The sequence below is a fragment of the Amycolatopsis sp. lyj-346 genome (assembly GCF_046548975.1).
Taxonomy (GTDB): domain Bacteria; phylum Actinomycetota; class Actinomycetes; order Mycobacteriales; family Pseudonocardiaceae; genus Amycolatopsis.
The window spans coordinates 132012-147608 of the sequence record NZ_JAJPWT010000007.1 but is presented as its reverse complement, the minus strand read 5'-3'; the positions used below and the strand labels follow the sequence as shown (position 1 = coordinate 147608).

The window sequence follows — 15597 nt, the reverse complement described above, 5'->3', positions numbered from 1 at the left end:
TCTAACCCGCCTTATCACTCACGACCTCAGCCCAGGGTCACGCTGCGCCGAGCCGTGCCCGGATCGCCCGCCGGGCGAGTGCGTAGGGCCGGGTCCCGCCGTCGAGGACGGCGTCGGCGTTGGCCGCGCGGCCCAGCGCGTGGAGCTCGAACGCCAGCACCTCGGCGTCCGCGCCGAGGTGCCCGAGCGCGACCGCCTCCGCCGCGGTTTCCCGCAGGAAGGCGGCGAACGAGCCGCTCGCCGCCGCCACCGCGTCGTGCACCCGGCCCGGGCGCGCGTCGAACTCCGCGCCCACGTTGAAGAAGAAGCACCCGCCCGGGAACACCCGCCGTTCCGAGTAGTCCAGCCACTTCTCGCACACCGCACGCAGCCGCGGCAGGCCGGGCGCCACCGCCCGCGCCGGCGTCACGACGTGCGAACGGAAGATCTCCAACGCGGCGTCGATCGTCGCGAGCTGCAGTTCCTCCTTGGAGCCGAACAGCGCGAACACCCCGCTCTTGCTCAGCTCCAGCTCGCTGGCCAGCCGGCCGAGGGACAGACCCGCCAGTCCGTCGACCGAAGCGACGTCCACGGCCCGGCGCAGCACCAGGCGCCGGGTCGCGTCGCCGCGGGCGATCCGGCCGTCACCCGGCACGCCGCGCCCGCCAGCGGTCCACAGTGGACTGGACGCCGTCGCGGCAGGACGCCGAGAGCGCCGGCGTGGCCAGCACGCGGTCGGCGAGGTCCAGCGCCGCTTCGACCTGGTCTTCCGGCAGCTGCCCGTAGTTGGCGAAGGAGACCAGGTGCACCTCGGTGATCGTCGGGCCGTTCGCGCGCTCGGCCAGCTCGATCGGGCCGGCAGCCGGGACCGTGCCGGGCCGCAGCACGCGCAGGTACCAGCCGCTGCGCCCGCTGTCGATCATCAGCGGCGTGACGTCCTTGCGGCCGGTCTTCATCGCCAGCTTGAAGCACGGCTGCCGCGGCTGCGAGACCTGGACCAGCGCGTCACCCCAGGCCCAGACGTCCCCGATCCGGACGTCGTCCTCGGTGGCGCCGGTCAGCGAGACGTTCTCGCCGAAGCCGCCCGGCCCGGCGTCGAGGCCGTCGGCCGCCCAGGCCGGGTAGTGCTCGGCCGGGTAGACGTAGACCGCTTTGTCGACCCCGCCGTGCACGGTGAGGTCGGCCTGCCGGTCACCGTCGAGGTTCAGCTCGGTCAGGGTCAGCTCCGGTGCGGTGACCCGCGCCTTCGTGATCGCGCTCAGCACCGGCCGGTCCCGCCGGTACCCCAGGACGCTCGGTTCCCCCACAAACACGCCGTCGACGTTCATGGACCGAAGATAGCACGACCGTTCGTATACTTCGCCGCCTTTAGGCTGGCGGGCATGGAACTGCCCGGCAAGGCCCGCGCCCACGTCGACTCCGGCGCCCTCTTCGCCGAACTGGCCGGGCTGGTCGCCTACCCCACGGTCAGCGACGCCCCCGAAGGCCGCGCCGCGATCCAGGCGTACCTCGACGAGGTCCTGACACCGGCGCTGACCGTGCTCGGCTGCGAAGTCACCCAGCACGCCAACCCCGATCCGGCGGGCGGCCCGTTCCTCGTCGGCGTCCGCACCGAGTCGGCCGAGCTGCCGACGTTGCTCTGCTACGGCCACGCCGACGTCGTCGGGGAAGCCGGGCCGTGGGGCAAAGGCCGGGATCCGTGGACGCTGACCGCGGACGGCGATCGCTGGTACGGCCGCGGCACCGCGGACAACAAGGGCCAGCACCTGATCAACCTGACCGCGTTGCGGCTGGTGCTGGCCGAGCGCGGGCGGCTGGGCTTCAACCTCAAGTTCCTGTTCGAGACCGGCGAGGAGATCGGTTCCCCGGGGCTCGGGGAGTTCGCCGCGCAGGAGCGGGAACTGCTGGCGGCGGACGTCCTGATCGCCTCCGACGGCCCGCGCCTCGACGCGGCGACACCGACGTTGTTCCTCGGCGCGCGCGGCGGCGTCCGGATCGACCTGGACGTCGACCTGCGACCGGGCGGCCACCACTCCGGCAACTGGGGCGGCATCCTGCGCAACCCGGCCACGACGCTGGCCGGCGCGATCGCCGGCCTGGTCGACGGCCACGGCCGCGTCCAGGCCCCGGAACTGCTGCCGCCCGAGCTGCCGGAGTCCGTGCGCGCGGCCTTGGCGGACGTCGTCGTCGGGACGGCGCCCGGCGACCCGGACCTCGACGAGACGTGGGGCGACCCGCGGCTGACGCCCGCCGAGCGCCTCTACGGCTGGAACACCCTGGAAGTGCTCTCGCTCGGCGCGGCGGACGTCGACCGCCCGGTCAACGCCATCCCCGGCCGCGCGCGAGCGGTGCTGCAGCTGCGGTACGTGGCGGGAACGGACGTCGACGGCATCGCGCCCGCCATCCGGAAACACCTTGCCGCACAAGGATTTCCGATGGTGTCGGTGCGCACCGAAGCCAGTTTCCGGGCCAGCCGCACCCCGGTCGGCGACCCGTGGGTGAGCTGGGCACTGGCCACGCTGAACGCCGTCGCGGACCGCCCGGTCGCGCTGCTGCCGAACTTCGGCGGCGGCCTGCCGAACCACGTCTTCACCGACGTCCTCGGGCTGGCGACGCTGTGGCTGCCGCACTCGTATCCGGGCTGCCGTCAACACGCGCCGGACGAGCACCTGCTCGCCCCCGTCGCCCGGGAGGGCCTGGTGCTCGCCACGGCGCTGTTCGACGCACTCGGGTCGGCGCCGCCGGTTCACCGGGAGCACCCGGGCGGCTGAGACGTCACGGCTCGAGGTCCGCCACGCCCCGGCCGGTCGCCATGTCGAACGGCACGGACGCCTGGTCGTGGGCGATCACCCACTCGTCGCCCACGTACCGGAAGACGAAGGTGGCCCGGACCCACATGCCGGTCACGGCCTCCCCGGTCGGCAGCGTGCCGCTGACCCGGCCGAAGCCGTGGCCGACGGCCAGGCCCGCGCTGACGGCGACGGTCAGGTCGCGCAGCTCGTAGTCCACCTTCTCGAAGATGGTGAACACCCTCGTCCAGTTCTCCAGCTTCGCGTCGACCCCGACGTGCTGCAGCGGCGGTTCGACGTCGAAGGACACGACGTCCGGCGCGTAGACCCGCCGCAGCGCGTCGAGGTCCTTGGCCCGCAACGCGTCGATGACCTCGTCGAGCCGGCCCCGGATCGCGGCTTCCGCCGCCCCGCCCCGCAGCGGCGCCATGGCGGCGCTCCAGGCGACGACGTGGTCGAGCAGCGTGTCCAGGGCGGCGAGCTGGTGCTCGCCCGGCGCGAAGACCGTGCGGTTCTCGAACTCCGTCGCCAGCGGGAGCGTGACCTGCGGGGACACGTCGGCGAGCTGCAGCGCCCCGCAGACGAGCCGCAGCTGCTCGACCGAGCGGGCGCCGCCCACGCCGCCGTACGAGACGAAGCCGGCCGCCTTGGTGTTCCATTCGACGTGGACGTGGTCCATGGCGTTCTTGAGCACGCCGGGAACGGAGTGGTTGTACTCCGGCGTGACGAAGACGAACCCGTCGCACGACGCGATGACGGCGGCGAAGGCGCGGGTGCGCTCGTCCTGGTACTGCCCTGAGAAGCCCGGCGGCTCCTCGAGGTGGGGCAGCGGGTGGTCGCGCAGGTCGATCAGCCGGAACCCGGCGTCACCCCGGCGCGCGGCCCGCTCGTGGACCCAGCGGGCCACCTGGTCTCCGACGCGGCCCGGGCGGGTGCTGCCGAGCACGATTCCGATCTTCATCGTCGTTCTCCCCTGTTCGGTTGCCTTCGAGCAGTACGACGAAGCAGCCCGCGGGAATGTCAGGCCCTGACGTTCCGGCAGGCTGTGCCGTCGGAGGAGACATGACAACGCCAGCGGAACCGGTCGTCGCCGAACGACGTCACCTGGTCAACCTCGCCTACCGGCTGCTCGGCTCGCTGACCGAAGCCGAGGACGCCGTCCAGGAGACCTACGCCCGGTGGTACGCCCTGTCGCCGGCGCAGCAGGAGGCGATCTCCTCGCCCGGCGCCTGGCTGACCACGGTGGCCGGCCGCATCTGCCTGGACGTCCTGGGCTCGGCGCGGGTGCGCCGCGAGCGGTACGTGGGCGAATGGCTGCCCGAGCCGCTGCCGGACCAGCCCGACCCGGCCGACCGGATCACCCTGGACGAGTCGGTGAGCATGGCCTTCCTCGTCACGCTCGAAGCGATGACCCCGGCGCAGCGGGTCGCCCTCGTCCTGCACGACGTCTTCGGGTACGCCTTCGCCGAAGTCGCCGAGATCACCGGCCGGACCCCGGCGGCGTGCCGGGAACTGGCCTCCGCGGCCCGCCGCCGGATCCGCGCCGCCCGGCCCGCGGCCCCGGCCGCCCGGCAGGCCGGGCTGGTGCGGGACTTCAAGGAAGCCTGGGCCGCCGGCGACATCGGCGCCTTGATCGGGCTCCTCGACCCGGACGCGACGTTGACCGCGGACGGCGGCGGCCGGGTCCGCGCCACGATCGCGCCGATCGAAGGCGGCGAGCTCGTCGCCCGGTACGTGGCCGAGCTCGCCGCCTTCGGCGCGCTGACGTTCGAGGAGCGCCTGGTCAACGGTCTCCCCGGTCTGGTGCTGCGTCGCGGGGACGAGCTCGCTGCCGTGTACGCGTTCGCCGTCGCGGACGACCGGATCACGCACATCTGGGCCGTCCGGAACCCGGACAAGCTCCGCCCCTGGCTCGGGTGAACCCCGAAGTAGACACCGTCTACACAAGTTTGATAGACAGTGTCTGCAAGGTGAACCACGGGTTACGGAGATCGGGATGAGCTACCACCGTTTCGTCGTCCTCGGCGACAGCTGCGCCGAAGGCCTCGACGACCCGTACCCGGATCAGCGCCACTACCGCGGCTGGGCCGACTTCGTCGCCGCCCGGCTGGCGGAGGACACGCCTGGTTTCCGGTACGCCAACCTCGCCGTCCGCGGGCGGCGGCTCGACCAGATCGTGCCCGAGCAGCTTCCGGCGGCCACCCGGCTGGCACCCGACCTGGTCGCCCTCTTCGGCGGCGGCAACGACGTCATGAGCCGGGGCTGGGACGCGCGCACGGTCGCCCGGCGGGTCGACGCCGCCATCCGCGCCTGCACCGAAATTTCGCCCGTCGTCGTCACCTTCACGCTCAGCGACGTCTCACGGCGGATGCCGCTGGGCAGCCGGATGCGGCCGCGGATCGTCGCGCTCAACGAAGCCATCCGCGAAGCGTCCGTCAGCTACGGGGCGCAGCTCATCGACCTGTGGCCGGACCAGGCCGCCGCCGATTCACGCTACTTCGGCGCCGACCGGCTCCACCTGTCCGCGCACGGCCACCGCCGGCTCGCCGCCTACGTCCTCGCCCGGCTCGGCCTCGACCACGACCCCGCCTGGCTCGCGCCGCTGCCCGGCCCCGCCGCGCCCGGCAGCCGGCGTGCCGACCTGCAGTGGCTGCTGCGCGAGGTCCTGCCGGTCGCGGTGACCCGCACGCGCAACCGGCTGATCGGCCGCCAGCCCGGCGACGGCTTCTTCCCCAAGCGCCCCGACCTGCTCCCGATGGCACTGGACGAGGCGTGGGCACCCGGCAACGCCTGATCACGACGGCGTCGGAACTCCTCGCCCTCGACGGCGTCGGCGCCGTCACCCTGCGCGGGATCGCCAAGGCGGCCGGCGTTTCGCACGGCGCGCCGCTGCGGCACTTCTCGGGCCGCGCCGAGCTCCTCTCGGCCGTGGCCACCCAGGGGTTCGCCGAGCTCCTGGACCGCCGCGCGCGCCTGCCGGAGGGCGGCCCGCGCGAGCGTCTCACGGCGGCGTGCCACAGCTACGTCGACTTCGCGCTGCAGAACCCGGCGATGTTCGAGCTGATGTTCCGCCGCGACCTGATCGACCCGGACGAACCGGCGCTCGCGGCGGCGTCCAGCGCGGTGTTCGACGAGTTCGCGGCACTGGTCACGGCGGCCGGCGACCACCGCGCCGACCCGCGGCTGGTCGCCGCGTCACTGTGGGCGGCCCTGCACGGCCTCGCCCAGCTGTGGCTGTGGGGCGGCCTGGCCGGAGCCAGCTTCGCACCGTCCCCCGAAGCAGCGCTGGCCGTCACGCTCGACGCCTACCTCCGCTAACGCTCCGCCCCGCTTCGCTAACGCTTCGCCCCGGCCCCAGCGCCCCAAGGCCACATTGGGTGCGTCCAACGCACCGAAGGCCACATTGGGTGCGTCCAACGCACCGAAGGCCACCTTGGGGCGCTGGGGCGACACGCCGACCCGGTCCCCGCGTCCGAACACCTGGTCGAATACCCTCTCCGCATGACCGAGTCAGACCCGCAGCTCGAGCGCATCCGCAAGCTGCTGGCCAAGGCCGAAGACCCGGCGGTCACCGAGGCGGAAGCCGAGGCGTACAACGAGAAGGCCGCCGAGCTCGTCGCGCGGTACGGCATCGACCAGGCGATGCTCGCCGACTCGGGAGCGCGCTCCGACGAGATCGGCACGCTGAAGATCCCGATGGACGACCCGTACAGCCGGGACAAGGCGAGCCTGCTCACCTCGGTCGCGTACCCGCTGCGCTGCCGGACGCTGCTGCACCGCCTCGGCCAGAAGGTCGAGAGCGTCACGGTCTTCGGGTTCCGCTCCGACCTCGGCCGGGTGGAACTGCTGTTCACCAGCCTGCTGCTGCAGGCGAGCACGCAGCTGACCCGCGTCCGGCCGGGTGGTTTCTTCCCCGGCGAATCCCTGGCCGCGTACCGGCGCACGTGGCTGCACGGCTTCGCCCGCGCGGTCCACGAACGGTTATCCCACGCCGAACAGGAAGCCGTCCGCACGGCGATGGCCGGCGCGCGCTCGGCGGAACTGGTGGTCCGCGACCGCGCCCAGCTGGTCCAGCACGCGTTCGACACCGAGTACGGCGACCTGCGCGCCGCCTCGCCCCGGCGGCTGTCCGGCAGCGGCTACCTCGACGGCCACGACGCCGGCGCCCGGGCGAACCTCGACCCGGCCACGCTGACCCGCCGCCGGAAAGCCCTGCGCTGAGTCGCCCGGTTGCCGCTGTCGAAGCGGTGATCGGTTCCGCTTCGATGAGCGCATGCGCGTTGTCGATCTTGCCGGCCGCCCCGACCTCCTCGACGCCGCACTGAGCCTCGGCGACGTCGGCGGCCAGTTCATCTACCAGGGCACCAGCGGCCGGATGATCACCGGCGAGCGGTTCCGGCGCCTCTGGGCGCGGTACTTCCTGATCGCACTGGACGACGACGGCACGCCGATGGCCCGCGCCCTGTCGGTCCCGCTGGCGTACCCGGCACCGGACCGCCCGGAACTGCCGGACCACGGCTGGGACCAGGCGATCGAGTGGGCGGCCCACGACGTCATGGACGGCCGCGCGCCGAACGCGTTGTGCGCACTGGAAGTCGTGATCGCCCCGCACCTGCGGGGCACCGGCCTGTCGGCCCCGATGCTGAAGGCGTTGAAGGCACGGGCGGCGGAAACGGGCCTGCGCAAGCTGATCGTCTCGGTCCGCCCGATCGGCAAGGAGGCCGAACCGTCGGTCCCGATGCCGGAGTACGCGGCCCGCCGCCGTCCCGACGGCCTCCTGGCCGACCGCTGGCTGCGCACCCACGAGCGCCTGGGCGCCCGCGTGGTGAAGGTCTGCCCGTTCGCGGTGACGCTGTCGGGTTCCCTGGCCGACTGGCACGACTGGACGGGCGTGAAGCTCCAGGACGGCGAGAACTTCATCCCGGGCGGCATCGCCCCCGTCCACGCCTCGACCACCTACGACACGGCGACGTACGTCGAACCGAACGTGTGGCTGGAACACCCGATGTGAGCTCGGGGATCACCCCGATGGCCACGCCGCCATCCACCTGCTAACTTTTGTTGGCATGTGGACGACGGGTGACGAGCTCCTGCGGCAGCTGGGCGCCCTCGGCAACCCGCACCGGCTGCGGATCGTCGCGGCCCTGCACGCCGAACGCACCTACGTCAGCAAGCTGGCCCGCGAGCTGCGGATCAGCCGCGCGCTGCTGCAGGTCCACCTGCGCAAGCTCGAAACCGCCGGCCTGGTCACCGCCAGCTTCGAGGTCGGCGAGGACGGCAAGACGCTGCGGTTCTACGAGCTCACCGCGTTCGCCGTCGTGCTGACGCCGGAGGCGATCGCGGCCGCCGCGCCCACGCTGACCACACCGGAGTCCGTCCAGGGGGACGGCGAGGAGGGACGGACATGAACTGGCACCAGTGGCAGGAGATCATCGGCGTCGTCGGGATCTTCGTCCTGATCACCGTCGTGCTCTCGATCGCGATCGTGCAGCTGGCCTCGACCTGGCGCGCCAAGGCGAAGCTGGCGCGGGAGCACGAATACCGCTCGCTGGCCGAGAAAGCCGTCCGGACGCAGGAAGAAACCGAACGGCGGCTGCAGGACGTCCAGGACCGGCTGCGGTCCATCGAACGCGTGCTCAAGGAGGTCGACTGAGCTGTGACAACCGGGGCTCCGCCCCGGGCCGGGGGCTCCGCCACCCGGAACCCCCGAAACGCAGCTGAGACCCTGGACCGCCGAGCGGCAACTCGGCGGCCCAGGAGAAGAAGCAACCACCTCGCCCGAGGGCGAGCTCTCATCGGATCACTCCTTCAGGGAAGGACCTTAGTTCATGCTGCCTGCAGGCACCCCGGCTCACCGGCGGGGGCCGGTGGTCGAACGCGTCACGAACTGGTCGCTGCGGCACCGCGCCGCCGCGATCCTCGGCTGGCTGGCGCTCGTCGCGCTGGCCTGGGCCCTCGGCACGTTCGTCCCCGGCACCGACGCGCGATCCAGCCCCGCCGGCGACGCCGGCACCGGCTCGGCCGTCCTCGACCGCCAGCACACCCGCGAACCCTTCTGGGAGAACGTCCTGGTCCAACCTTTGTCCCCAGCCGCCACGGCGGACCTCGTGACCACGTTGACGACGTCGGGCGCGGCGGCGGACATCCGCTCCCAGGTCTCCGCCGACGGCCGATCGGAACTGGTCACCTTCCGGCTCACCGGTACCGGCGCCGAACTCCGGCCGCGCCTGGCGACGGCGACGGCGGCGGTCGAGGCGGTCGCCGCCCGGCACGCGGACGTCCGGCTGGCCCAGGCCGGCGACCTCAGCGTGTCCGGTGCGGTCGACAAGAGCATCAAGGAGGACATCGGGCGGTCGGAAGCCCGGTCGCTGCCGATCACCGTGCTGATCCTGCTGGTCGTGTTCGGTTCGCTGGTCGCGGCCGCCGTCCCGGTCCTGCTGGCGGGCACCGCGGTGTTCGCGACCTTCGGCTTCCTGTCCGTTGTGGACAACTGGATCCCGGTCAACAGCGCGACTTCCGCGATCACGCTGCTGATCGGCATGGCCGTCGGCGTCGACTATTCGCTGTTCTTCCTGCGCCGGGCCCGTGAAGAACGCGCCCACGGCGTCGACGAGTCCCTCCGGATCGCGGCGCGGACGTCGGGGCACGTGATCGTCGTGTCGGGGCTGACCGTCGTGCTGTGCGTGACCGGCCTGCTGTTCACCGGCCTCGACAACCTCCGCGGCCTGACCGCGGGCACGATCCTCGTCGTCGGCTTGGCCGTGCTCGCCGCGGTGACGGTGCTGCCCGCGACGCTCTCCCTGCTCGGCACGCGCGTCGACCGCGGCCGCGTCCCGTGGCTGGGACGGCGCCGGACCCGTTCCCGGTTCTGGGCCGCCGTGGCGACCGCCGTCACGCGGCGGCCCGCGTTGTGGAGCGGGCTCGCCGCCGCGCTGCTCGTGCTGCTCACGCTGCCCGCGCTGGGCATGCGGCTGCAGGACCCGGTGCCGACCGAGAGCCTGCCGCGCAGCATCCCGGTGATCGACGCGGCCGTGCGCGTGGAGGAAGCGTTTCCCGGCGTCACGATGCCGGCGCACGTCGTCCTCTGGAACACCCGTGGCGGCCCGGTCGACTCGCCGGCGCTGCGCCGGGCGATCGCGGAGCTCACCGCGGAACTACCGCGCCCGGCCGTGGTCGTCCCGGTGGACCAGGCGCTCGTCGTCCGGGTCCCGCTCGGCGGGACCGGCAACGACGAAGCGGCGAGCCGCGCGCTCACGACGTTGCGCGAAACCCTGTTGCCGCAAACGATCGGGCGGGTCGACGGAGCCGGCTACGCGGTGACGGGCCGGACCGCCGAAGCGCACGACTTCACTACGCAGGTCCTCGCCCGGGCGCCGTACACCTTCGGGTTCATCCTGCTGCTCGCGTTCGTGCTGCTGCTCGTGGTGTTCCGGTCGGTCGCGGTGCCGGTGGTGTCGATCGTGCTCAACCTGCTCTCGGCCGGCGCGGCCTACGGCGTGCTCACCCTCGTGTTCCAGGGCGGCTTTCTCGCGCCACTGCTGGGTTTCACGCCCTACGGCGGGGTGCTCGGCTGGCTGCCGATGTTCCTCTTCGTGCTGCTGTTCGGCCTGAGCACCGACTACCACGTGTTCATCCTCAGCCGGATCCGCGAACGGCGGTTGTCCGGCGTGCCGGCCCGGCAGGCGATCGTCGAGGGCACCGCGCGCAGTTCCGGCGTGGTGACCAGCGCCGCGCTGATCATGACCGGGGTGTTCAGCGTCTTCCTCAGCCTCGCCGCGATCGAGTACAAGATGCTCGGCCTCGGCATGGCGTTCGCGATCCTGCTCGACGCGACGATCGTCCGGGGTGTCCTGCTGCCCGCGGCGCTGGCGGTGTTCGGCGACCGCCTTTGGCGCGCCCACACTGTAGAAACCCTTAAGGATCCATCCAGAACTCTTCACTTGTCCTGATAGATCTTCTTCGGCACCGTGGGTGACATGAACGGTGGACGGGGCGCCTTGGCGCGCATGGTGGTCTTGGCCCTGCTGTGGGGCTCGGGCTTCCTCTGGATCAAGCTGGCCCTGACCGGGCTGAGCCCCATCCACCTCACCCTCGTCCGGTGCGCACTCGGCGCCCTGACGCTGCTGGGCCTGGCGTTCGCGGCCCGGCAGCGGCTGCCGCGGGACCGGGGGACCTGGGCGCGGCTGGTCGTCGCCGCGTTCTTCTGCAACGCGCTGCCGTTCGCGCTGTTCGGCATCGGGGAACGCACCGTCGACTCCGGGATCGCCGGCGTGATGAACGCCACCACCCCGCTGTGGTCGCTGCTGATCGGCGTCGCGCTCGGGACGGAACGGCGGCTCAACCCCGCGCGGCTGCTCGGGCTGGCCCTCGGCTTCGGCGGCATCGTCGTGATCTTCGCGCCCTGGCGGCAATCGGGGCTGTTGAGCACGGGCGGGCTGGCCCTGCTCGCCGCCGGTCTCAGCTACGCCATCGCGTTCGCTTACATGGCACGGAAACTGCCGCCGGACGGCGCTCCGCTCGCGCTGTCGGCCGCGCAGCTGCTGACCGCCACCGGGCTGACCGCCCTCGCGCTGCCGATCTCTACCACGGCACCGCACCTGACGCTCACCGCCGTCGTCGCGGTGACGATCCTCGGCATCTTCGGCACCGGGATCACCTTCTACCTCAACTACCGGATCCTCTCCGAGGAAGGCCCGACCGCCGCCGCGACGGTCGGCTACCTGCTGCCCGTGGTGTCGGTCGGGCTCGGTGCGCTCTTCCTCGGCGAACCGCTGACGCCCCGGATCCTCGGCGGCATGGCGATCGTGCTGGTCGCCGTCGGCCTGACCCGGTGGCAGCCTCAGGTACCGGCGAACTGCCCGGCCAGCTCGGCAGGCGGCCTGGCCACCCCGAAGTAGTCGCCCGTCGCCAGGTCCGCACCGGCCTGGTGCCACCAGTTCGCCTGGTCTTCGGTGTGGATCCCGTCGACGACGAGCGTCGCGCCGACCTGCCGGACCAGCGGCACCAGTGCGCCGAGGAACGTCGAGTCCGTCCACGCCTGCCACTCCGCGAGCCGCCGGTCGACCCGCACGATGTCGACCGGCAGGTCCTCGATCGCCCGGAGGTCGTCGGGCCCCAGCCCGAACTCGTCGAGCATGACGTGCACCCCGAGGTCGGTCAGCGCGATGACGTTGTCGATGACGCCGGCCACCGGGAGCGCCCCGGCCGGGACGCCGAGCAGCAGCTGCTCGGGCGGCAGGCCGCAGTCCCGCAGCAGTCGCGTCACGCGCGTGCCGAGCGCGTCGTCCGACGCCTGGTTCCCGGTCAGCGCGGCGACCATCGGGAGGTCGAACGCCGCACGCTGCCGCCACCACGCGCCCTGACGGCCGGCCGCGCGCAGCAGCCAGTCGCCGAGCGGGAGCGTGAGCCCGGTCGGCTCGGCGAGCTCGACGCAGCACTCGTGCGAAAGCGCCGTGTCGTCCGGGCGGCTCCAGTGCAGGCGGGCTTCGAGGCCGGCGACTGTGCCGTCCGCCAGCCGCGCCATCGGCCGGTACCGCACGTCGATCTCGCCGTGTTCCCAGGCCCCGGCCATGCCGACGGCCACCGCCTGCGTCCGCCGGTCGTGGGCGTCGGCCTCCCGGTCGAACATCCGCCACTGGCCGCGCCGCCGCTCCTTGGCGCGCCGCAGCGTCTGGTCCGCCTGGCGCAGCAGCTCCACCGGATCGATGCCCTTCGCCGGCCGGTGCACCACCCCGGCGCTGGCCGACAGCGCGAGCCCGTGGCCGTCGACGAAGAACGGCTCGGCGAGTTCGTCGTTGATCGCGCGCACGATGGTGTCGATGGCGGGCGTCGACGCCGTGTTCTCCACCAGGATGCCGAACTCGTCGCTGTGGAACCGCGCGATCATGGCGTTTTCGCGGGCCATCACCGCCTTCAGCCGCTGCGCGAAGTGCACCAGCAGCTGCTCGCCGACCCGGCGGCCGAGGCTGTTGCAGACCATGCCGAACGCGTCGAGGTCGACGTGGAACAGCGTGACGCCGTAAGCCGGGTCGGCGCGCCGCAGCACTGTCTCCAGGTGGGTGCCGAAGTACTGGCGGTTCGGCAGCCCGGTGAGGACGTCGTGCAGTGCCTGGCGGCTCAGCTCGCCCTGCAGCAGCATCAGCTCGGTGCCGTCCTCGATCACGACGACGAAGTGGGACGGCCGGTCTTCGGCGTCGCGCAGCAGCGACGCGGTGAGCGAGATGCGGACGACGTCGCCGTCCTTGCGCAGCAGCCGCTCCGACTGCCGGATCCGCTCCTTGCCGCCGCCCAGGAGCGCGATCATCGCGTCGCGGAGCACTTCGACGGAGTCGGGGTGGACGACGTCGTACAGCACCGAGCCGGCCAGCTCGCCCGCCGGGTGCCCGAGCATCTCGGCCAGCGCCGCGTTGGCCCGCACGATCCGGCCGTCGAGCGCGACGACGGCGATGCCGCTCGCCGACGACGTCACCACCTCGTCGAACCGGGCTTCGCTCTGCCTGAGGTTCCACTGGGCATCCCGCACCGCCTTGAGCAGCGACAGGTGCATGATCTCCTGCTGGTCGAGGACGCTGCGCTCGTGCGCGAGCAGGAAGCCGCAGGACAGCGCGCTCAGCGCCGCCACCACCCGGTCGGCGGCGCCGTCGACGTCGCGGAGCTCGGGCAGCGCGGGCAGGCCCTTCCCGAGGACCTCGAGCGTGCACCGCAGCCCGGGCTCGCCGAGGTAGCCGAGCGAGACCAGCCGCGCGCCGATCCGCTCGGCCGGGATCAGGTCCGGGGACGCGCGGTGCAGGGAGTCGCAGAGCGTGCCGAGCAGGTCGTGCAGCTCCACGTCGAGCTCCTCCCGGCTCAGCGACACGACCGTCACGCCGCTGAGCCGGTACGCCCATTTCCGGGCGAGCACGGTCCGGCCGCGGTCCGCATCGGGGGCGGCGGGCTGGTCCGGCTGGGGTTCGATCATCGGCATGGGGATATCCGCATCAGATCTCGCGGGCGATTCCGGCGGGCAGGTTCGGCGCGGCCCGCCAATCCGGGTTCGACGATATCGAATCCGGCGGAAAGCGCGGAAACCCCGGCCCGCACCGGATCGGGACTGCGGATTTCCTTGATCACCGCTTCTTCGGCGGCGCCACCGCGCACGAAGCCGCGAGACCAGGCGCAGCCGGGCATGGCGATACCGGAACCCGGTGGCAACCATTCCGGTGATCGTGTCACGGAGAACACCTTCTCGGTAAGACTTGTCGAGTCGTCGGCAGGCCGAGCCGGAACAAGCCTCAGTCAGTCGGACCGGAAAGAGCTTAGCGATTCCCCGCGGCTCGGCTACTGGGCCATCCGCGTGAGCCCACACCACCCGATCGGGCACTGTCCGGTTCGACCGGACGCGCCTACCGTGGGCCGTCTCCCCGGGAAATCCACACAATGGCGCAACGAGGACTACGCATGAGCGTGCCGGTCGCACCGGGCCGGTGGCCTTTTCTCGGGCACACGCCGGCACTCCTCCGGCAGCGTTTCGCATTCACCGACGCATTGCCCGCGCACGGCGAGATCGTGAAGCTCTCTCTCGGCCCGGCGCCCGTCTACTTCGTCACGAGTCCGCGATTGACGCACGAAGTGCTGGTCAACGAGGGATCGAAGTTCCGCAAGGGGGCCATGTTCGACAAGTTCCGGCCGTTCATCGGAAATGGCTTGGTGCTTTCGAACGGGGACTTCCACTTGCAGCAACGCCGGCTGATGCAACCGGCGTTCCACCGCGACCGCTTGGCCGAGTACGCGGCGATCATGCGGCGCGCGGCGGCGGACCTGAGCGGCTCGTGGCGAGCGGGCGAAGTGCGCAAGATCGACGACGACATGCAGAGCCTCGCGGTGACGATCGTCGGCGAGGCCCTGTTTTCCACCGAGCTGGGAAAAGCGGCGGTCGACGAAGCCCGCCGGTCGATTTACGTGATCATCCAGCAGGGAATGATTCGCGCGTTGTCGCCCAAGTTCGTCGAGAAGCTCCCGGTGCCCGGGAACCGGCGGTTCGACGAGGCGATCGCCCGGATGCAGGCGATCGTCGTGGAGGTGATCCGCGACTGGCGGCGCGCCGGCACCGACCACGGCGACCTGCTTTCGACGTTGCTGCTGGCGGGCATGACCGACGAGCAGGCGCGGGACGAGGCACTGACCCTGCTCACCGCCGGCATCGAGACGACGGCACTGGCGCTGGCCTGGACGTTCCACGAGCTCGGACGGCACCCGGGCATCGAGGCCCGGGTGCACGCCGAGCTCGACGAGGTGCTCGGCGGCCGCCCGGTCACCATCGACGACCTCCCCCGGCTGACGTACGTCCGGCAGGTGGTCGACGAGGTTCTGCGGCAGTACCCGCTCTGGATGCTGATGCGGCGCACGCTCACCGAAGTCGACCTCGGCGGAGTCCGCCTGCCGGAGGGCGCCGAGGTGATCGTCAGCCCGCACGCACTCCACCACGACCCCGCATCGTTCCCCGACCCGGACCGGTTCGACCCGGACCGCTGGGCCCCGGACCGGGCGGCCGCGATCCCGAAGGGCGCGTTCGTCCCGTTCGGCGCGGGCACCCGGCAGTGCATCGGGAACCGCTTCGCGCAGAACGAAATCGTCATCACGGTGGCCACCGTGGCAGCGCAGTGGCGGCTGGTCCCGGTGCCGGGCAAGCCGGTCCGGGTGAAGTTCACCTCCGCCGCGTACCCCGAAAGCCTGCCGATGACGGTGGTCCCCCGCCGGCACCGGCCAGTTCCTGGACAGTTCCCGGACAGTTGCCGGTGATTCGTGCCGGGCCGGCCGCCCGCGTAATACAAACGGGCCCCAGGTACGAGAC

Annotated in this window: 16 protein-coding genes; 11 read left to right on the top strand and 5 right to left on the bottom strand. The window is 72.1% G+C overall.

Annotated features, from left to right (window positions below; translation table 11 throughout):
• Positions 1-37 precede the first annotated feature (37 nt).
• Together ACLJQE_RS22440 and ACLJQE_RS22435 are read right to left on the bottom strand one after the other, a co-directional pair.
• On the bottom strand, positions 38-634 hold the full coding sequence (locus tag ACLJQE_RS22440; RefSeq protein ID WP_410641275.1) for a TetR/AcrR family transcriptional regulator: 597 nt from the start codon (positions 632-634) through the stop codon (positions 38-40).
• Entirely contained in the window at positions 624-1307 is a 684-nt protein-coding gene (locus ACLJQE_RS22435) for an MOSC domain-containing protein (protein WP_410641274.1), read from the bottom strand. Before ACLJQE_RS22435 ends, ACLJQE_RS22440 begins: the two co-directional genes overlap by 11 nt.
• 54 nt (positions 1308-1361) lie before the next feature.
• On the opposite strand from ACLJQE_RS22435, the gene ACLJQE_RS22430 reads away from it, so the two are divergent.
• Positions 1362-2750 (top strand): M20 family metallopeptidase, encoded by a 1389-nt coding sequence (locus ACLJQE_RS22430; RefSeq protein ID WP_410641273.1) that lies wholly within the window; start codon positions 1362-1364, stop codon positions 2748-2750.
• Between the two features lie 4 nt (positions 2751-2754).
• Here ACLJQE_RS22430 and ACLJQE_RS22425 read toward each other — a convergent pair whose 3' ends face one another.
• Positions 2755-3729: an NAD(P)H-dependent oxidoreductase gene (locus ACLJQE_RS22425; protein ID WP_410641272.1), complete on the bottom strand. Its 975-nt coding sequence runs from the start codon at positions 3727-3729 to the stop codon at positions 2755-2757.
• 101 nt (positions 3730-3830) lie between these two features.
• Between ACLJQE_RS22425 and sigJ the strand changes: the two genes are divergently transcribed.
• The 9 genes from sigJ (at position 3831) to ACLJQE_RS22380 (ending at position 11665) form a co-directional block, all read left to right on the top strand.
• Entirely contained in the window at positions 3831-4688 is an 858-nt protein-coding gene (gene sigJ, locus ACLJQE_RS22420) for an RNA polymerase sigma factor SigJ (RefSeq protein WP_410641271.1), read from the top strand.
• A 76-nt stretch (positions 4689-4764) separates the two neighbouring features.
• A complete protein-coding gene (locus tag ACLJQE_RS22415; protein ID WP_410641270.1) occupies positions 4765-5562 on the top strand; it encodes an SGNH/GDSL hydrolase family protein in 798 nt (265 codons plus the stop codon).
• Positions 5541-6086, top strand: a complete 546-nt coding sequence (locus ACLJQE_RS22410; protein WP_410641269.1) for a TetR/AcrR family transcriptional regulator — start codon at positions 5541-5543, stop codon at positions 6084-6086. The genes ACLJQE_RS22415 and ACLJQE_RS22410 overlap by 22 nt, the downstream gene beginning before the upstream one ends.
• A gap of 183 nt (positions 6087-6269) precedes the next feature.
• The gene (locus ACLJQE_RS22405; protein WP_410641268.1) at positions 6270-6989 is read left to right on the top strand and encodes a DUF2786 domain-containing protein; all 720 of its coding nucleotides are present in this window, start codon (positions 6270-6272) and stop codon (positions 6987-6989) included.
• Between the two features lie 52 nt (positions 6990-7041).
• Complete coding sequence (locus tag ACLJQE_RS22400) at positions 7042-7779, top strand: Long-chain-fatty-acid--CoA ligase (protein ID WP_410641267.1); 738 nt, start codon at positions 7042-7044, stop codon at positions 7777-7779.
• A gap of 55 nt (positions 7780-7834) precedes the next feature.
• The gene (locus ACLJQE_RS22395; RefSeq protein ID WP_410641266.1) at positions 7835-8176 is read left to right on the top strand and encodes an ArsR/SmtB family transcription factor; all 342 of its coding nucleotides are present in this window, start codon (positions 7835-7837) and stop codon (positions 8174-8176) included.
• A complete protein-coding gene (locus ACLJQE_RS22390) occupies positions 8173-8421 on the top strand; it encodes a hypothetical protein (RefSeq protein ID WP_410641265.1) in 249 nt (82 codons plus the stop codon). Before ACLJQE_RS22395 ends, ACLJQE_RS22390 begins: the two co-directional genes overlap by 4 nt.
• A gap of 175 nt (positions 8422-8596) precedes the next feature.
• The gene (locus ACLJQE_RS22385) at positions 8597-10717 is read left to right on the top strand and encodes an MMPL family transporter (RefSeq protein WP_410641264.1); all 2121 of its coding nucleotides are present in this window, start codon (positions 8597-8599) and stop codon (positions 10715-10717) included.
• A gap of 27 nt (positions 10718-10744) precedes the next feature.
• Positions 10745-11665: a DMT family transporter gene (locus ACLJQE_RS22380; protein ID WP_410641263.1), complete on the top strand. Its 921-nt coding sequence runs from the start codon at positions 10745-10747 to the stop codon at positions 11663-11665.
• Here ACLJQE_RS22380 and ACLJQE_RS22375 read toward each other — a convergent pair.
• Both ACLJQE_RS22375 and ACLJQE_RS22370 read right to left on the bottom strand, forming a co-directional pair.
• The gene (locus ACLJQE_RS22375; protein ID WP_410641262.1) at positions 11608-13725 is read right to left on the bottom strand and encodes a putative bifunctional diguanylate cyclase/phosphodiesterase; all 2118 of its coding nucleotides are present in this window, start codon (positions 13723-13725) and stop codon (positions 11608-11610) included. The genes ACLJQE_RS22380 and ACLJQE_RS22375 overlap by 58 nt on opposite strands.
• Positions 13722-13979 carry a hypothetical protein gene (locus ACLJQE_RS22370; protein WP_410641261.1) on the bottom strand — a complete coding sequence of 86 codons (258 nt, stop codon included), beginning with the start codon at positions 13977-13979 and terminating at the stop codon, positions 13722-13724. Before ACLJQE_RS22370 ends, ACLJQE_RS22375 begins: the two co-directional genes overlap by 4 nt.
• Positions 13980-14204: 225 nt before the next feature.
• Here ACLJQE_RS22370 and ACLJQE_RS22365 point away from each other — a divergent pair, with 225 nt between their 5' ends.
• Entirely contained in the window at positions 14205-15545 is a 1341-nt protein-coding gene (locus tag ACLJQE_RS22365) for a cytochrome P450 (RefSeq protein WP_410641260.1), read from the top strand.
• Positions 15546-15597 lie beyond the last annotated feature (52 nt).